The organism is Mycoplasma bradburyae, from assembly GCF_024339025.1.
GTDB classification, from domain to species: Bacteria; Bacillota_I; Bacilli_A; order Mycoplasmatales; family Mycoplasmoidaceae; genus Mycoplasmoides; species Mycoplasmoides bradburyae.
Genome location: NZ_CP101415.1, coordinates 865419 through 884128, shown reverse-complemented (window position 1 = coordinate 884128; position 18710 = coordinate 865419). Strand labels below are relative to the sequence as shown.

Here is an 18710-nt window from a genome sequence, read left to right as displayed (position 1 = left end):
TAGAATTATGCAAGATAAAAATATCAATAATGAACTATTAGAAGATGATCTAGATCAAGGCTTTGATAGCATTGATCTAGATAAACTAATTAATGAATTAGGTTCTGAAACCAAAGCAGTTAATGGTGCTCATATTAAATTAGTTAATGTTTCAAAGAAATATGAAGGGAATGAGAAATATACTTTAAAAGATATTAATCTAGAAATTAAACCAGGAACGTTTTGTATCTTTCTAGGACCTAGTGGTTGTGGTAAAACAACTCTATTAAGAATGATTGCAGGGCTTAATTCAATTACCAAGGGCGATTTGTTATTTAACAATAAAAGGTATAATAACTTGTTACCAAATGAAAGAAACATAGCTATGGTGTTTCAATCATATGCGTTGTACCCGCATATGAATGTTTATAACAACATTTCATTTGGTTTAAAGATTGCTAAAGAACGCAAGGATGTTATTGACCGAAGAGTTAAAGACGTAGCTAAAATTTTAAGGATATCAGATTATTTATATCGTAAGCCTAAAGATCTTTCAGGTGGTCAAAGACAAAGGGTAGCAATCGGTAGAGCGATTGCTCGTAAACCATTAGTATTCTTAATGGACGAACCATTATCTAACTTAGATGCTAAACTCCGTGAAAGCATGCGTCGTGAAATTGTAAACATTCATAGAATGTTACAAACCACAAGTATTTATGTAACCCACGACCAATTAGAAGCCATGACTATGGGTAACCAGATTGTTGTATTTAATGATGGTTCAATTCAACAATCTGGTACAGGTCGTGAGTTGTATTTCAAACCAGCCAATATTTTCGTAGCCAAATTCATAGGATCTCCAACTATGAATACTTTTGAAGCAACTTATAAAGATAATAAGATTATCTCAACCAACAACAAAGTTGAATTAGAAGTAGAAGAATCAATTAAAGAAAAACTTTCACAAAACCAAGAACTTGTTATTGGTTTTAGAAGTGAAGACATCAAGATCTCTAAAGAAGAACTACCTAATAGTGTCAAAGGAACAATTATGAATATCGAACTAATTGGTAAAGACCAATTAGTAGCCGTAGTTATTGGTGATACAACCTTTGAATTAATTATTAATGCTCCTAATGATGTTGAGTATGAACTATACAGTGAAGTTTATGTATCGTTCGTACTGAACAGAATCCATATCTTTGATAAACAATCAGAACAAAGGATAAATTAGTTATGAAACATAATTATATTCATAACCAGACCTGTATCTCAAGACCTAAACATTTTGGTCAGTATCAAACAAGAAAAATATTATCAATATTAACAATAATATTGATTGTTATCTGTGCAGCACTGTTTATCTATTACATAGTAATCTTCCCTGGGTTTGTCGATAAAGATAAACAGTTTGTATTAGAACATTTATCGATTAATAAAGACAGTGCTATAGGTAGTTTAAAAGATGGGAGATTCTTATATCAAGGAACCCAGGTATATGAATCTAATAGTCAATGTCCGGCTGGTAGAACAAGAATCATTAATTTTCTTCTAGAAAAATCACCCCAACATAATTCGATTGCTTTCGGGTCTTTCTTAAAGTTTGATAATACAGAGAAGTATTATATTTCCCAACTTAGAGAGATAGCTAGTAAAGTATATAGTGACAATCCTGACAGTATTAATATGTATTTAGTTGATTATTCTAATCAATTCGACCGTTATGAAATTAATATCTCAAAACTACTTAATGCATATATCAATGCAGTTCTAGTTTCAGTACCTAACTCAGCACCTTTAGAAAATATCTTTAACATTCTTAGTTCGTGTATCTTAGTGTTGTATTTAATAGCCACTATTCTTCAAGCTATCGTATTAAGATGATTATTTAAAGGAACTAGAAATGGAGATAAAATCTATAAATATATTGTTGGATTATGTGTAACTGCTTTGATCGCAACATTCTTTTTAATATCATTAAAACCAATTCAAACCCAAGTGGTAGATGGTAATATAACCAAAACAGTAGTTACAGAAGTATCTGGTGTTGAGATTACCAACGAAGTTACAATTCCCAACACCCTTAAGAACCCAGAGGTAATTAATTACTGAGGTATGTGATTAAGTTTAGCATTAGCTTTAGTTATAGTTATCTTATGTATCCAAGCTAAGAAAAGATATGGTTATTTAACTAATTCTACAGTTCTTAATCAAGAGATGAAAGATACAACTGAACTATCTAATAAGATTGAAACAATCTTAAATAGTTCAGTTGATCATACTAATAATTCACCTATTAAGAAAGAGATAGAAGGGTTAATTAAAACTTAGATTGTTGTGAATAGATAGTTAGTTTATATAAATAAATAAGAAATTACAAACCTCCAAACACATAAGTTTTGGAGGTTCTTTTGTTATTAGAATAAGTAGTTGTTAATTTGTTATAAACGATAATTTAAAACAGCAAATGACTGAAATGTTCGAATATATAATTAGTTCAAATCAACTTAAGAAAATCAAATTAAATGAAATTGCTATTATGTATCAACCAGAAACTATAAGTTTTAAAAAAATAATAAAAAACGGAAAATATAAAGTTTATGGTTCTAACAGCGTATTAGGTTATTATAATGATTACAATCATAAGGATCAAGAATTAGTTTTATCATGTAGAGGAACTTGTGGAATTCCGAAAATTACAGATGCTTTTTCATGAATAAATGGTAATCTAATGGTTATAAAATTGAAAACAAATTTTCAATATAAAGAATATTTATTTCAGCATTTCAAAAAAATTAATGCTTCATCCTTACAAACGGGAACAGTTCAAAAACAACTTGTTCAAAAAAGCTTAAATACTTATAATGTTTATGTTCCAGATTTAAAAAAATTAAATATTTTCGAAGAATTTGCTACAAAACATAGAAAACTGATAACTCGAAATAATAATGAAAACGAAAAATTAATCAAACTTCGAGATTTTCTATTACCACTATTAATTAATGGTCAAGCAACGATTGATTAAGAAATTAATAAATTATCGTTTATCTACTTTTTTATAAACAAATAAAAGTTATTTTTAGATCTTGCTTATACAAACATTTCTCAGATTATTTTTTATTTATTAATTTATGCTGACCCCAAAAAAAACATAAAACTTTTTGGAGGCAAGTTTTTATGTCTAAATACAATTATGTATCAAAAAAGAAAGCAGTTAAATCATATCTAAATTGTGAAGATGGATATAATACAATCGCTAAGAAATACGGCATAAAACACCAATTTCTATCGCAAATCAAGTAAAGGATTTTAAAGAATATGAATTGGAATCATTAAGAAAAAAAGCAAAAACGCAGGAAATATAAGAAATATTCATTTGATGAAAACTCCGTATAATAAAACTATATTTAAAGAAGGATTCCACCTATAGAGAAATAGCAGAAAACTTAATGTTTCGAATTCATCCTATGTTAAATATTTAGTAATTCACTATCAAAAATTATGTCCATTAGGTTTGTTGCCTTCTAAACATGGTATAAAAGTAGTTTTAAAAAATACGAAGAACAATAACAAAAAATAAAGCTTTTATACGGAAAAATAGCCAAATAATAAGATAAGTCTTCTTTTTAAAAAAAGCAATAAAGGAGTTCTAAAGAGAAATATACTTATTAAATTTAGAAGTTGATTTTTAAAAGAATTAAGAAAACTGAGAAAAATGGACAAAGCGAAAATGAAAGAAGGTCGCGTGCAGTCATCAGTTCCCAAAAAGAACACAAATTAAACGACCTTCTATTAATTGCTAATATTTTCAAAACCACATTTTATTATTGAAAATCTCGCTTAGATAGACTTAATCCTAATAAGGAAATTGAAGATAAAATTATTCAAATAAGCGTAAAATAAGGGTTATGGCTATCGTAGAATACATACTGAATTAAAGCATGGTGGTTTATTAATAAACAAAAAGAAAGTTCAAAGATTAGTTAAAAATTAAGTTTACAAGCAACAACTTACAGCAAGAAAAATCGTAAATATAACTCTTATAAAGGTAATGTTGGAAAAAATTGCACTTAATTGAATTAAGATATGTTTTTCAATGAATATTCTTAACCAAAAAATCGTTACAGACACTACAGAATTCAAATATTACTTGATAAATGAAAAGGGCGTTAAGGTGACAGAAAAACTTTATTCAGGTCCATTTATAGATTTATGTAATGGTGAAATTATCAGTTATTCAATTAGTAAACAACCTTCTTCACAGAACATAATGAATGTATTGAACAAGGTGATTAAGGTTACTTCAGAGGTTGTTCTTATCGTAGAACCTTTCATTCAGATCTAAGTTGGGCGTATTAGATGAAGAGATATTCCGAGAAACTAAAAAAGCTAAAATTTTTCAAAGCATATCTAGAAAAGATAATTGTTTAGATAATGCTTTTATAGAGAATTTTTTTTGCTATTCTCAAGCAAGAAATTTATTACGATAGAACCTACAATAGTTATTCAGAACTAAAACGAACTATAGATAAATATATTAAATATTACAATGAAGATAGAATAAAACACAGACTCGGATTTAAGAATCCTGTTTAGTATATAAATAATTTAATTACTAAACAAAAAATAGCAGCGCTTGATGTGCTGCATTAGGTCTGTGTTTTTGGGGTACCTTCAGAGAAATTAAATGTATAAAATTTTTTATGAATTCTTCTTTATTAAAGATAATAGTTGTCATTCGATATCAGAAGTTCAACACGAATATAAAATAAAAAATGGAGACATATCTTATTTTAGAGGAAGAATGTTTTGTCCTGAATGTAAGATAGCAGGACTATCATTCACACATAAAACATCAAGAAAAAGAGAATATTTATCAAAACTACCCTCATCAAATCATGAAGAAGGATGCTCGTATTCATACATATATGAAAAAACGGATCAAATTAAAGATTTTTTAAAAGGGTATAGTGAAAAGAAAATAAGTGACAAACTAGAAGCAAGATTGAATACATTGTTGAATATACGTATAGATAATGAAAAATTAAATGAAACTTATGTAACTGGTTTGAATCATGAACATTCTTTTATAGATATATTTAATAAGGAAAAAAGAAAATATATAAGAATACCTACAAAAAGCATTAATAGACCTCTAAAACCTGAAGATAACGAAAAAGAATTTATATTTTATGGAACTGTTAAATTAGATGTTGAAAAAATAATTCCAAAAAATAATAAAACATCAAAAGATGTAAAATCAAATAATAATGTATTTTATAACCTAATACTAAAAACAAAAAAAGCAAATAATGAATGAAAATATAAAACAAAGGTTTGAAGATTTATAAATAAAGACGATATAGACATAAATGCTAAATATGATATTGCAATACTTGGAAAATATACAACGAATTATAACGGTACAATAAAACCAATATACCAAAACTTTGTAAAATATCGAAAATTAGAAACAGATTAAAGTAATCTAGATAATAAATAAAAACAACAATTTAAGTGTTGTTTTTATTTTGTGTTTGGTTAAATTAATTTCGTAATTAAATAAAAAATAAATAAACCGTCGTGTTTAATTTTTCTGTTTATGTCTTGTATGTTTATAACTTGTTCGGACCAATCTTAGTTTCTTCTTCTTCTTCTTGTTGTTTATGTAAAGATTAATAAATCATAATATTTGATTTTTAATAATACTGTTTACCTTCCAAAAGATTTAATTTTTGTTCATTGTAATTTGATATTTTTAAATAAAAAATAATTGATAAATTTCTTCTTTTTGCCAAATATTTACATATAAAATAATATAAAGCAATATATATAGGTAAGGATCAAATGATTAATAAAGAACAAATATTGAATGAGTATTATTCAAAATTAGATGAGATATCAACAAGTTCATTGAATAACGATCAAAAACAATTAATTAAAGATATTTTAAAAGCTTTAATTAATCAAGAAAATTGTGACGAAGAAAAGTTTGTTAACGCTTATCAATTATTAATAAAGAGAGTAAAAACAGGTTTCGTTTTTGATATAGCACCAAATGCTAATAACACTACTTATACTTACTTATCTAAAAACGAAGATAAGTCAGTTAAAGGTAAAATGTCTTATAAAAATACTTTAATAATTGGCGAAAATTATGATGCGCTGAAATCTCTGATTTTCATCGAAAATCAGAGAGAGAGAGAGAGAGAGAGAGAGAGAGCAATAATTACTTATATGATGTAATCTATATTGATCCTCCCTATAATACAGAGCATGCTGCTAAAGATGGTAACGGTGTAGCTGATGATAAAGAAAATAAAGAAAACAAAAAGTTCATTTATAGAGATAAGTTTAGTCGCAATGGTTGATTAAATATGATGCAAGAGCGATTAGTTCTAGCACGTAAACTTCTTAAAGAAGATGGTGTTATTTTTGTATCAATTGACGATAATGAACAAGCATACTTAAAAGTGTTGATGGATGATGTTTTTGGTGAAGAGAATTTTGTTGCGAACATAACTTGAATCAAAAAAGTAGGTCCTGGAAGTAACACATCAACTATCCATAAAATAGTTAGTAACTGTGAATACATCCTTGTTTATTCGAAAAATTTAACTATATCTAATTTCAATTATAAGAAGCATGATCAAGAAAAATTGAAAAAATTAGGATATACGAATAAGGACAAATATTTTGAAGAAAGAGGTGCATATAAATTAACTGACTTATTCAGACCATCATCTTCAGGAAGTTTTAAATACCAAGAAAGCCTAGATTACCCAATAAAAGCTCCTGATGGTTCGGATTTCTATTTACATGTAAACCTTATTAAACCTAAAAGCGGTTGTTATACATGAAGTAAGGATACCTTTGATAAAGGTAATGAATTAGGTTTTATCGAAATAAAGAAAAATAATTCTGGATACTGACAAGCATATAGAAAACAATATCAATATGTAAAATTTTCTCCTAAAGATGAAAAAATAATCTATGAAGTAGCTGGTCAAGATTATGAAAACTATATTGATGAAAAAATATTTTCACAAAAAGGTGGGAGCGAAATGATTGAAATCTTTTCTGACAAAAACATATTTGCGTTTCCTAAACCAGTAGATTTAATCAAATATTTATTAAATATATGCGCAAATAAAAATGCAAGAGTTTTAGATTTCTTTGCTGGCAGTGGAACAACTGCTCATGCAGTTATGCAATTAAATTGCGAAGATGGTGGAAACAGAACCTTCACATTAGTAACTAATAATGAAAATAATATTGGTTATGGAATTACCTATGAAAGACTTTACAGAATAACTCAAGGTAAGGGTACTAACAATGAAACATTTAAATGGTTAGATGAAAATAAACCATATGATATCGGTTTTGATCTTTATGATGTTCAACAAATAGATTTAAGTATTTCAAGTAAGAATAATATTAAGGAATTCGAATCTAATGTTGTTAAAATGCTTAAGAATTTCGGGTTAGAAAAACCAGAAGAAATCGAATTAATAAAACTTAGAGCGCTTAAATCTTTATCTAATAACTAGAATAAATTTAAACATTCAACGTATTAAAAAGTTGCTTTATAAACTTTAAAGTATATATTAAGGCTTTTGTTATCGATAACATTAAAGATTAGGCATCAAAATTTCTTCTTTTTGTGAAAAATTTACATATAAAATAATATAAAGCAATATACATAGGTAAGGATCAAATGATTAATAAAGAACAAATATTGAATGAGTATTATTCAAAATTAGATGAAATATCTAAACTTTCATTAAATGATGATCAAAAACAATTAATTAAAGATATTTTAAAAGCTTTAATTAATCAAGAAAATTGTGACGAAGAAAAGTTTGTTAATGCTTATCAATTATTAATAAAGAGAGTAAAAACGGGTTTTGTTTTTGATATAGCGCCAAATGCTAATAACACTACTTATACTTACTTATCTAAAAACGAAGATAAGTCAGTTAAAGGTAAAATGTCTGATAAAAATACTTTAATAATTGGCGAAAATTATGATGCGCTGAAATCTCTGATTTTCATCGAAAATCAGAGAGAGAGAGAGAGAGAGCAATAATTACTTATATGATGTAATCTATATTGATCCTCCCTATAATACAGAGCATGCTGCTAAAGATGGTAATGGTATAGCTGATGATAAAGAAAATAAAGAAAACAAAAAGTTCATTTATAGAGATAAGTTTAGTCGCAACGGTTGATTAAATATGATGCAAGAGCGATTAGTTCTAGCACGTAAACTTCTTAAAGAAGATGGTGTTATTTTTGTATCAATTGACGATAGCGAACATGCGTACTTAAAAGTTTTGATGGATGAGATTTTTGGTGAAGAGAATTTTATAGCTAATTTAAATTATCAAAAGAAAAATTCTGGGTCTGCAGCTGATGCGAAATATATAAAACAACTTACGGAGTATGTTTTATTTTATTCTAAAAATATAAATCAATTAAAACTTAATTCCATAAAGCAAGACATTGACGGAGATTCTTCATATAAGGAAAGTGATCAATATGAAGCGTATCGTGGAAAATTTAAATTAAATCAACTTGATAGAGCATCATTAACGTGATCTGAAGGGCTTGATTACCCAATTACCATAGATAATATTGTGTATTATGCAGGTGGTTCAGAAGACAACTGAAAATTAAGAAAATCAGGTAATCACGCTCAAAAGGATTGACGATGAAGATGAAGCGAAAAAAAAGTTAAATGAGGATTAGAAAATGATTTTATCGTTGTAAAAAATGGAAAAATTTATTCAAAACAATATCAATATGTTGATGAAAACAACAATCCATTAGAAAGAACTAGTAAATTCTCTAATATCATTGAAGCTTCACAAAATACCGTTGGAACAGAAGAACAAAAAAATATTTTTAATAGAAAAGTTTTTGATCATCCAAAACCAGTAGATTTAATAAAGTATTTATTAAATATGACTAGCAATAAAAATGCTAGAGTACTAGACTTCTTCGCTGGAAGCGGAACAACAGCTCATGCAGTTATGGATTTAAACAGAGAAGATGACGGAAATAGAACTTTTACATTGGTAACTAATAATGAAAATGATACAGGTTATGGAATTGCTTATGAAAGAATATATAGAATATCTCAAGGTAAAGGTACTGATGGAGAATCATTCAAATGATTGAAGAAAAATGAACCATACAACATAGGGTTTAATATTTATGATATACAACAAATGGATTTAAGTATTTCAAACAACAAGGATGTGAAAGAGTTTGAGATGAATGTTGTAAATATGCTTAAGAATTTCGGGTTAGAAAAACCAGAAGAAATCGAACTAATAAAACTTAGAGCTCTTAAAACTATAGATAAGGAACAACATGAATAAACAATTTATATTAAGTAAAGTTCAAGAAAAAGCCGTTAATCAATTAGTTGATTATTGAGTTAATAAAGAAGATAAAATAAAGAAAGTTTATTTTAAAGCTCCAACCGGAAGCGGAAAAACTTTCATGATTGCTAATGTGATTGATAGAATAATCAATAAAAATGAAATTAAGAATAAAAGAGAATTATTCTTTATTATTGCTACTCCATCTAGTGCTGATTTACCTAAGCAATTAGAAACTAAATTAAATGATTACAAAATCTATTTAAGTAATACTGATTTAGAAATAGATTTTCAAGATTCACCAAGTTCATCTAAAACTAAAACTGAAAAAGATTTCATATTACTCCCTAAACATAAAAGAGTGATGATTTTTGGTAAATCAAGTTTTGGGGGTGGAAAATTATTTACTGAAAGAGGAATAATTGATTCATTATTCGATGACATTAAGAATAATGATAACTTAGACTTAATTTACATAAGAGATGAAGCGCATATTGGTGTTGAGAAAAAGAATTCTAAAGATGTAGAAGACTTTGAATCTAAAATAGCTAAAATTGCATCATTTAGTATTTTTATGACTGCAACTCCAAAAAAAGAAAGTGAAGTTGTAGAAATAACTGAAGAAGAATTGTTTGCCGATGAAACAAAACTTTTAAAATGAGATCAACATTTTAATGAAGGAATTCCTGAAGATGATGAAATTGATGATGAAAGAATTCTAAGAATTGCTTGTGAAAAATTTAAAGAAATTAAATCTCAATACGGATCTAATGACAATCCAGGATTACTAGGAACTAATCCTGCCATGTTGATTCAAATCAAAAATAAGAGCTCTAAAGAAGAAGAATCAACTATACAAAAATTGCTGCAAAAATATATCAGTGTTGTTGAAGAATTCGGTTTTAGTTGAGTTAAATATTTTTCAGAAGATAAATCAACAAACGATTCAAATATAAGAGAAGGTGTAACTTTAAAAAACCTTTCTAAGAATAATTCTGGTGTAGATGTTATCTTTATTAAAATCGGACCAGCTACAGGTTGAGACATTCCTAGAGCCACTATGCTAGTTCAACTTAGAGAGATATTTTCAGATTCTTTAAATATCCAAACTATAGGTAGAATAAAAAGAAATCCAAATCCTAGATATAAATTTGAAAAAGATAATATAGCTTTTAAATATTGAATTTATTCAAATTTTAAGAATCATGGAATTGTTAACCAACAAAGATGAACTCTTAAAAAACCTTACAAACAAAAACTATTTCCTGTTGGTAAAATTGATACTTCAAATCTAGAAAAAACATTTAATAAAGCGGAATATATAGACAAAATTACTAAAATCTTATCTAATAAAGATAACTTTTTATCAAGACAAAATGAGTTGATAAATTACTATAAAAACCATAATTACTTAATAAGAGAAGAAAAACAATACGCGATAGATAATAAGGATAAGACCAGCACTAGAATAATAAGTAAAATCTATGATAAACTAGATTTAAAATTATTTATAAACGAAGCTGTAGAACAAAATAAAGCATACTTTATTTTGGATCAGAAGAACTATATAGATCTATCATATGATGAAATTCAAAAAACAACTGATGAAATAGATGAAGGTTTATACAAATACATTGTCATAAAAGATTATTTATCAGATATAAAATCACATTATGCTTCTTGCAACAAAATACAAGAATTCGATAAAAAAGTGATTTTATCTTATGAAAGCATTCCTAATGAAATGTTTGTAAATACCGATAAGCCTAAAACTGCTGTAATAGATGAAATTAAAGAATTGTTTGTTTATGAACAAAATCAGGACAAACAAAATAAACTTTATTTAGATTCATCTAATGAGAAAGAATTCATTAAGATTCTTAAAGGTTTAACTAGTAATCAAAATTTAGATTATATTTGGTCGGTAAACCCTGTTTTCAAAGGATTAAATTTTCAATTTATAGATTGTTCTAAGAAAGACAAACCTGCAGAAATTAAAGATAGTTTTCCTGACTTCTTTTTTGTAATAAAAGATCGTCATTTCTTATTTATGGAAATAAAAGATGATAAAGATACAGGTGAATTATCTAAACCTGAAATGTTATTGAATTATTATCAAAAATATGTTGAAACTTTTAAAGATAATTTAATTGCTAAAAAGATAATAAAACATTAACTATGGTAATTTATAGACCTAGTAAAGACAGTTCTGGAAATGGATCAATGGAAGGGTTTAGTACCATTGAATCTGTTAATGAAAAATTGAATGATGAGAATGTAGGATTCAAACGTCTAAAAGCTTTATATGATGAAATAAAGAAATTTTAGATAAATTGAAACAAGTTTAATATTTTATTAATGTTTTCTTAATTTTAAAACTTTAATAAATCAACTAGGAGTTACTTTTTATTGACTAACTAATTTTAATTGTTATTGAATTAAGTTTCTTATCCAATTTATATTTTTGCCTTACTAAAAATACTTAATACATTTTTAATTTCTAATTTTGACCTTAAAATTATTACAATCTAGTGTTTTGTTTTATAGTTTAAGTTTTTTCTATCAGCATTAATAAACATCCTAGTTAAGTATCTTACTAAACAATACATCTATGAATTAGCATATAAGGATTTTGTGTAAGAAAATAATTTAACAATTGATTTTAATACTTTCCTTATGCCAACAGTTGAAAATGAAGAAATTAAAATAAGAATAAGAAGAATCGATATATTTAACAATATAGGTAATATTAACCTCTAATATATCCAAATCATTTTAAAACCTTGCAATAAAAGGTTAAAGCATATTTAGAATCATAATACATTAGTTATCAACAATAGATATAAGCAAGATAAAAACAAATACCTCTTGATGAGCTAAGAATTTAGCTTACTGGTTTATCTATCTATTTATAATAAGGTTTAACAACCAATTATTATGAAAGCTCCAGATAATCTTAAACAATACCATGAAGATAAATATCAAGAATATTTATCTAATCAAAGAAGAACAATGGGTAATTGAAATGATCCTAAATATAAAAAAGATCATGAACATTTAGGTTATTGTCATCAACATTATCTAGTAGATGACAATAACAAACAAATAGCTAATTACCAACATAAAAAATATTGTTATCAATACAACCAAATAGATAATTCAACTCAGGGGCAAGATAAGAAGTATAGAAAAGCTAATAAGTTAACTAATTTTAAAAACACAGGGGTAATATATCAAGTACTAGTATATAACTTCTGTGATGGTAATAACGATGGAATAGGTGATTTTATTGGGCTTAAGAATAAACTAGATTATATTGATCAACTAGGTGTTGATCAAATATGATTAAGTCCCATTCATTCTTCTAGTAGTTATCATGGATATGATGTAATCAACTATTGTGATGTAGCTGAACAACTTGGAGGAATGAATGCTTTTATAGAGTTCTTAGATCAAGCTCATCAAAGAGGTATAAAAGTATATTTAGACATGGTATTTAACCATACTTCATATGAACATCCATGGTTTCAAAAAGCATTAGCTGGCGATCAATATTATCGTAGCTTTTATCGTTTTGTTGATACTAAGATAGATGATGATATTAAACAAGATGATCAATTTATAAGAGATAAATATCCAGTTGGTAACAAAGTACCAACTGGAGAACATTATTTAGCCAGATTCTGGCAAGGAATGCCAGATTTAAATTTAGATAATTCTAATGTAATAAATGAACTAATCGAGATTCAAAAGTTTTGAACCGCAATAGGTGTAGATGGTTTTAGGTATGATGCGATAGGTGAATACTTTTCAAGTGAGATTGAAACTAAAAACAATTTTGATGAAATAAAAATTTTTAGTTTGCTTAGAAAAGCAAGCAAAGATATTACAAAAGATAACAAAACTTTTATGTTTGGTGAATGGATCTTTACTGATCCATTAAAAGCGCTTAAGTATTGTAATAAGGAGTCATTAAACACGATCTATGATGGATACAAGCACTGAACCAATACTCCTGATATAAGAACTACTTATGATGAACTATTAAATCTAGTTAATCATTATCATAAAAAGAATGCTAATTGAATTCCATTGCTAAATAACCATGACACCAGAAGATGGTTAGATGTTTATCGTGAAGAAGTATTAAATTATCATGATGAAAGAATCCATGAACCCTTAACCCAAGATCAATTAGATGCATTAAAACTTGCTATTTTCAATATGCTAGCTACACCATCATTCCCTATTATCTATGCAGGGGATGAATTAGGCTATTATGGTTCTCGTAATTATGGAGATCCAGGATTACGAGAACCTATTAAATGAAAAGATTCTAAACAAAACTGTTTCTTTGTTGATGATAAAACTAATAGCAACAAAAACCATGTGTTATTAACCCAATCTAATTCATTAGATTGCGCTGAAGAATTAATTAACAAAGATAATTCAATATATAAACTAATTCAATTTATTTGTGGGTTAAGAAAACTTAACCCGCTAATAAACAAAACTGATCCTAAGACAATAATCGATCCAGAACTAGTAGTTGATTCTAAAGATTATTCAAGCATTATAGTTCGTAAGGATTATCAGAATCCTAACAAACTATATATGTTTGCTTACTGTAATTATCGATATAAGAATTTAGAGTTATTAAAAATATCAAGAGACTTTTATTTTAAGCCATTATTCTTATACAAAGCTAAGAATAATAGTTGAAATATAGAAATACAACAAAATGGTTTTGTTGTATTTGAGTTGTTGAAAAAATAAAATACTAAGCTTTGCTATTATTTAAAATAATTGTTAAACTACTTATATCTTTTATAAAATTATAAAGATATGCAGATAACTAAATCCGACAAGAAAACCCAACAAATAGTTGAATATCTATTTGATCTAATTGATTCAGGTAAAGTTCCTGTTAACAAGATTTTGCCTAGTGAGCATCAACTAATGAACAAATTTAATTGTTCTAGAAATATTGTTGTAGCTGCTTACCAAAAATTAAGTGCGTTAGGAGCAGTATATTCAATTCGTAAAAGGGGTAGATTTGTTGCTGAGAACTTTCATAATTTAATCAAGCCATTAAGATTATTATGAAATGTTGAAAAGGTTGAAGGTGAAGAGGTTTTAGTTAACAAACCAGATACTGAATTAAAACTACCTGAGTGGGCGATGAAAAAACATATTATTTTCATCGATGGATTTAGACAATTCAATAAACGTTACTATATTAATGATAAACTAATGGGCGAAAGTGAAATCTTTGTTTCACTTAAAAATGTTAGTGAGCATGAAACTATTAATCCAAGCGTTCCAATGATTGATATCTTAAATGAACGCAGAACTTTAACTAATGTAGTTTATGAATTAGAATTTGATGATGTAACTAAATTCGGTTGCAAACCAGCATTAGCCGTAAAATTCTTTGGTTATGATAATGATTCAATCTGTGTTGCTGGTAAATACTATATAGATCCCAAACACTTTAAGTTTAATCATCAAGAATTTTCATTATTTTAATAAGAAAATAATAACCTATACACTAAAACGAAATAAGTATTTTATTAGTACTTATTTCGTTTTTATACATAGTTGATACATCAACTTTGTTAGCTAATTTGACGCGTCAAGAATTGTATTTTTTGCTAGTTCTAACTTTTTATAATTAACTTATTATGGATCGTCAAACTAGTAATATCAACGATTATCAAGAGTTTGATAATCGTTACGCCAACACTCAAATACAATTAGGTTTAATTTATGAAGATAATAAGATTAAGGTTAGTTTATGACAACCACTAGCTAACAAAGTAGAATTGATAATTTTTGATCATAATGAGGATAAGGATCCTTGCAAGACTTTTTTAATGTCTAAAAAAGATCATGTCTGATCAATAGAAATCGATCAGAGTTATGATCAAAAATTTTATCAGTTCAGAATTACCCACCAAGACAATAGTATTACTTATTGTCTAGATCCTTATGCTTATAGTATAGGTAAATTTAATTGAGAACAAAAAGAAGATAAGGTAGCTAAAGCTGCTTTTGTTGATATTCATTCACCAAAATCAGGAAACAAACCTCGTGATTTAATTAGTTCATTAAATAACTCAACAGATCCTTTGATCTATGAACTACATATTAGGGACTTTAGTAGTTTATTAGATCAAAGTCAATTCAAATCACGGCTAGGTACTTTTAAGACAGCTATAAATAAAGGTATATTTCCATACCTTGAAGATCTTGCTATCACACATTTACAACTACTTCCAATCCATGCAACATATACTGTAAATGATTATGATACCAAGATCTACCTAAAAGGACAAGCTACTAAATGATCTACTAATTATAACTGGGGCTATGACCCACATAATTACTTTAGTATTAATGGTATCTATATTGATAATCTAGACGATCCTTATCAAAGAATCAACGAATTTAAAGAATTCGTTGATCAAGCTCATAAACATAACATTGGCATCATATTAGATGTTGTATATAACCATATGATGACTAATAGTATCTTTAATAATATCTTAGATGGATATTATTATAGAAACGATGCTAAGACATTTCCAGTCAGTTATCCGCCGTTAGCAGATAACCGATTAATGGTAAGAAAATTAATAATTGATTCGTTAGTATATTTTGTTAAGGAATTTAATGTAGATGGGTTTAGGTTTGATCTTTCTTGTTTTCTTACCAAGCAAACCCTTGATGAAATTCGTGAAGAATTAAGAAAGATCAAACCTAATATAGTATTACACGGTGAAGCCTGACAGTTTAGTGATCTAGATTACAAGGATAGTTACATTAAAGGAATAACTACCAACAATATAAAATTTGCTTATTTTAATGATAGCATCCGTGATGCTATCAAAGGAAGTGATCACAGTAATGATCCAGGTTTAATTATTAAGAATAATAAAACCTTATTTGATAAATACCTTGTATCAATAGTAGGAGGAATCAAAGATTATATCTTTGATTCACAATACAATTCTAGTCATACTGATTATGATCAATATGCTAACGATATAGGGATTAATCTTGCTTATAGTCATTGTCATGATGGGATGACATTATGAGATAAGATAAATGTTTCAAGTAAAGGATTATCGTTTGATGAAAGAATTCAAAGATACCGCCAAGGATTAATGTTGTCAATCCTAACAGTATCTAGACAACTAATCCTTGGCGGAAGTGAGTTATTACAATCCAAACCTAATGATATTAGTGGAATGGATGATGATCGCGCTCAAGTATCTTATTATGATGATTACTTTAACGAACAACCTGATAAGAATAGTTATCATTCTAATTCTTACAAAACCAGTGATTATGTTAATGGAATCAAATGAGATCATTTAAATGATCCTAAAGTATTTAGTGATGTTTATTTATTTACTAAACAACTAAATAAATTTAGAAACAACACTAAATACTTTAGGTATGCAACTAACCAAGAAGTGATCCAAAACCTTAAGTTTGATCTAATTGATCCAGACCAAGGGATTATTATCTTTAAGGTTTTTGATCAAGATAAAAATATTGTGGTAATTCATAATTTTGGCGAACAAAATTATGAATACAAATTCAACCCAGAAGACGTAATCTTAAGTTCAAGAACTAAGATTACTAAAGGTGTTATTAATGCTCATTCAACATTTGTTTTAGGTGAATATAATGAAAACAATTAAATTAGAAGATAAGATTATTTATCAAATATTTCCAAGATCTTTTTATGATAGCAACAATGACGGCGATGGCGACATTGTTGGAATAACTAAGAAACTTAGTTATCTAAAAGACCTTGGAATCAATGCGATCTGATTATGTCCTACGTATGAGACTAAGTTTGTTGATGCTGGGTATGATGTTTTGGATTATAAGAGTGTATGAAAACAATTTGGGACATTGGATGAGTTTAAAGAGATGACTCAAAAGGCTAATACCTTAGGTATTGATATCATAATGGATATCGTCTTAAACCATGTGTCAAATGAACATCATTGGTTTAAGAAAGCCTGTGAGTCACGTGATAATGTTGAATACAATTACTTTATCTGGAAAGATAAACTAACCGAGCAAGAAAAGAAAGCTAATAGTATCTTTGGTGGTTCTGCTTGGAAATATGTTAGTAGTGTTGATGCTTATTATTTTCATTTATTTGCTAAAGAACAAGTTGATTTAAATTGACAACACCCAGCAACCATTAAAGCAATGGCAGAAGTCATCGACTTCTGGTATGCAATCGGTGTTAAAGGTTTTAGACTAGATGCTATCAAGCACGTAATAAAAAACTTTAACGAAGTTGATCATAATGAATACTTTGCTTGATGTGATGGATCAATTCAAGCCTTAAAAGCATTCGAAGAATTAGCTTTTAAGGACAAACCTGATGCTTATACTTTAGGTGAGGCTAGTGGAATAACAGCTGATGAATTACTTAAATATGGTGATGGCGATGATCAAGTAGCTAGTAATTATTTCAACTTTAGTTGATGATGAATTGGTTGATCTAAAAAAACAGGTAGAAATGGTTTTGATCCTAATTGGGATCTAAAAGAATTTGTTAAGCAACAAAAACCATTTCAAGAAAATGAAAAAATTCGTCCAGGAATGTTTACGAATTTTTTATCTAACCACGACACTTCAAGAAGCATTTCGCGATGGAGTGATGAAGGATTATTTAGAGAAGTAGCTGCCAAAACCCAAGCATTATTATTAATGAGCATTAAAGGGGTGCCTTGCATTTATTATGGTGAAGAAATCGGATTGCTTAACACCCACTTTAATGCTCGTAATGAATTTGTTGATGTCGATATTCACAATGGGTTTAAGCAGCTAGTAGATCTTAATAAAACCTATAGTGAATCCGAAATGATTCTATATTGCAACATCAACTCCCGTGATGCTGGTAGATCATTAATGCAATGAGACGATTCGATCAATGCAGGGTTTAATTCAGGGTTCAAACCCTGAATTAACCTAGGTCGTAACAAAGAAACCATTAATGTTAATAAAGCTTTACATGATAAACATAGTATCTATCACTTCTATAAAGAACTTATTAGATTAAGAAAAGAAGATCTGTACGATCTTCTTGTTAATGGAAAATCATCAATCGAGATTGATGATAATAATCTAATAACTGTTACTAGACAATATAATAATGAAACTATAGTAGCGCTTATTAACTTTACGAATAAAGAGATAACAATACCTAAGATAGAAGGGCAACAGTTATTATCAACCTATGTTGATAATAAGAAGCCAACAACATTCTTAAGACCGTTTGAATCAGTATTAATTAAACAATAGACTAAG

The 18710-nt window shown here is 27.6% G+C and carries 17 protein-coding genes and 1 pseudogene; all 18 read left to right on the top strand.

Annotation, left to right across the window (positions count from 1 at the left end):
- The first annotated feature begins 7 nt into the window (after positions 1 to 7).
- The 18 genes and pseudogenes from NMG77_RS03565 (at position 8) to NMG77_RS03490 (ending at position 18704) form a co-directional block, all read left to right on the top strand.
- A complete protein-coding gene (locus NMG77_RS03565; protein WP_255045797.1) occupies positions 8 to 1213 on the top strand; it encodes an ABC transporter ATP-binding protein in 1206 nt (401 codons plus the stop codon).
- 2 nt (positions 1214 to 1215) lie between these two features.
- Positions 1216 to 2310, top strand: coding sequence for a hypothetical protein (locus tag NMG77_RS03560; RefSeq protein WP_255045796.1), 1095 nt, complete (start codon positions 1216 to 1218; stop codon positions 2308 to 2310).
- 145 nt (positions 2311 to 2455) lie between these two features.
- Positions 2456 to 3004: a restriction endonuclease subunit S gene (locus NMG77_RS03555; RefSeq protein ID WP_255045795.1), complete on the top strand. Its 549-nt coding sequence runs from the start codon at positions 2456 to 2458 to the stop codon at positions 3002 to 3004.
- 152 nt (positions 3005 to 3156) lie between these two features.
- On the top strand, positions 3157 to 3282 hold the full coding sequence (locus tag NMG77_RS03550) for a hypothetical protein (RefSeq protein WP_255034599.1): 126 nt from the start codon (positions 3157 to 3159) through the stop codon (positions 3280 to 3282).
- A 616-nt stretch (positions 3283 to 3898) separates the two neighbouring features.
- Positions 3899 to 3973 (top strand): annotated as a pseudogene (locus NMG77_RS03915) (hypothetical protein); the annotation flags it as partial.
- Between the two features lie 57 nt (positions 3974 to 4030).
- Complete coding sequence (locus NMG77_RS03545) at positions 4031 to 4324, top strand: hypothetical protein (RefSeq protein WP_255045794.1); 294 nt, start codon at positions 4031 to 4033, stop codon at positions 4322 to 4324.
- A 104-nt stretch (positions 4325 to 4428) separates the two neighbouring features.
- Positions 4429 to 4575: an IS3 family transposase gene (locus tag NMG77_RS03910; RefSeq protein ID WP_392391127.1), complete on the top strand. Its 147-nt coding sequence runs from the start codon at positions 4429 to 4431 to the stop codon at positions 4573 to 4575.
- Between the two features lie 91 nt (positions 4576 to 4666).
- The gene (locus tag NMG77_RS03540) at positions 4667 to 5461 is read left to right on the top strand and encodes a hypothetical protein (RefSeq protein ID WP_255045793.1); all 795 of its coding nucleotides are present in this window, start codon (positions 4667 to 4669) and stop codon (positions 5459 to 5461) included.
- 365 nt (positions 5462 to 5826) lie between these two features.
- Positions 5827 to 6225: a type III restriction endonuclease subunit M gene (locus NMG77_RS03535; RefSeq protein ID WP_255045792.1), complete on the top strand. Its 399-nt coding sequence runs from the start codon at positions 5827 to 5829 to the stop codon at positions 6223 to 6225.
- Positions 6135 to 7529: a site-specific DNA-methyltransferase gene (locus NMG77_RS03530; RefSeq protein ID WP_322098514.1), complete on the top strand. Its 1395-nt coding sequence runs from the start codon at positions 6135 to 6137 to the stop codon at positions 7527 to 7529. The genes NMG77_RS03535 and NMG77_RS03530 overlap by 91 nt, the downstream gene beginning before the upstream one ends.
- Positions 7530 to 7696: 167 nt before the next feature.
- Complete coding sequence (locus NMG77_RS03525) at positions 7697 to 8068, top strand: type III restriction endonuclease subunit M (RefSeq protein ID WP_255045791.1); 372 nt, start codon at positions 7697 to 7699, stop codon at positions 8066 to 8068.
- Positions 8010 to 9365, top strand: a complete 1356-nt coding sequence (locus tag NMG77_RS03520) for a site-specific DNA-methyltransferase (protein WP_255045790.1) — start codon at positions 8010 to 8012, stop codon at positions 9363 to 9365. Before NMG77_RS03525 ends, NMG77_RS03520 begins: the two co-directional genes overlap by 59 nt.
- Entirely contained in the window at positions 9358 to 11544 is a 2187-nt protein-coding gene (locus NMG77_RS03515; protein ID WP_255045788.1) for a DEAD/DEAH box helicase family protein, read from the top strand. Before NMG77_RS03520 ends, NMG77_RS03515 begins: the two co-directional genes overlap by 8 nt.
- Before the next feature lie 2 nt (positions 11545 to 11546).
- Entirely contained in the window at positions 11547 to 11696 is a 150-nt protein-coding gene (locus tag NMG77_RS03510) for a hypothetical protein (RefSeq protein WP_255045786.1), read from the top strand.
- A gap of 609 nt (positions 11697 to 12305) precedes the next feature.
- Entirely contained in the window at positions 12306 to 14144 is a 1839-nt protein-coding gene (locus NMG77_RS03505; protein ID WP_255045784.1) for an alpha-amylase family glycosyl hydrolase, read from the top strand.
- 69 nt (positions 14145 to 14213) lie between these two features.
- Complete coding sequence (locus NMG77_RS03500; protein WP_255045783.1) at positions 14214 to 14897, top strand: winged helix-turn-helix domain-containing protein; 684 nt, start codon at positions 14214 to 14216, stop codon at positions 14895 to 14897.
- Between the two features lie 155 nt (positions 14898 to 15052).
- Positions 15053 to 17080, top strand: coding sequence for an alpha-amylase family glycosyl hydrolase (locus tag NMG77_RS03495; protein ID WP_255045782.1), 2028 nt, complete (start codon positions 15053 to 15055; stop codon positions 17078 to 17080).
- Positions 17067 to 18704, top strand: coding sequence for an alpha-amylase family glycosyl hydrolase (locus tag NMG77_RS03490; RefSeq protein WP_255045781.1), 1638 nt, complete (start codon positions 17067 to 17069; stop codon positions 18702 to 18704). Before NMG77_RS03495 ends, NMG77_RS03490 begins: the two co-directional genes overlap by 14 nt.
- Positions 18705 to 18710: the final 6 nt, after the last annotated feature.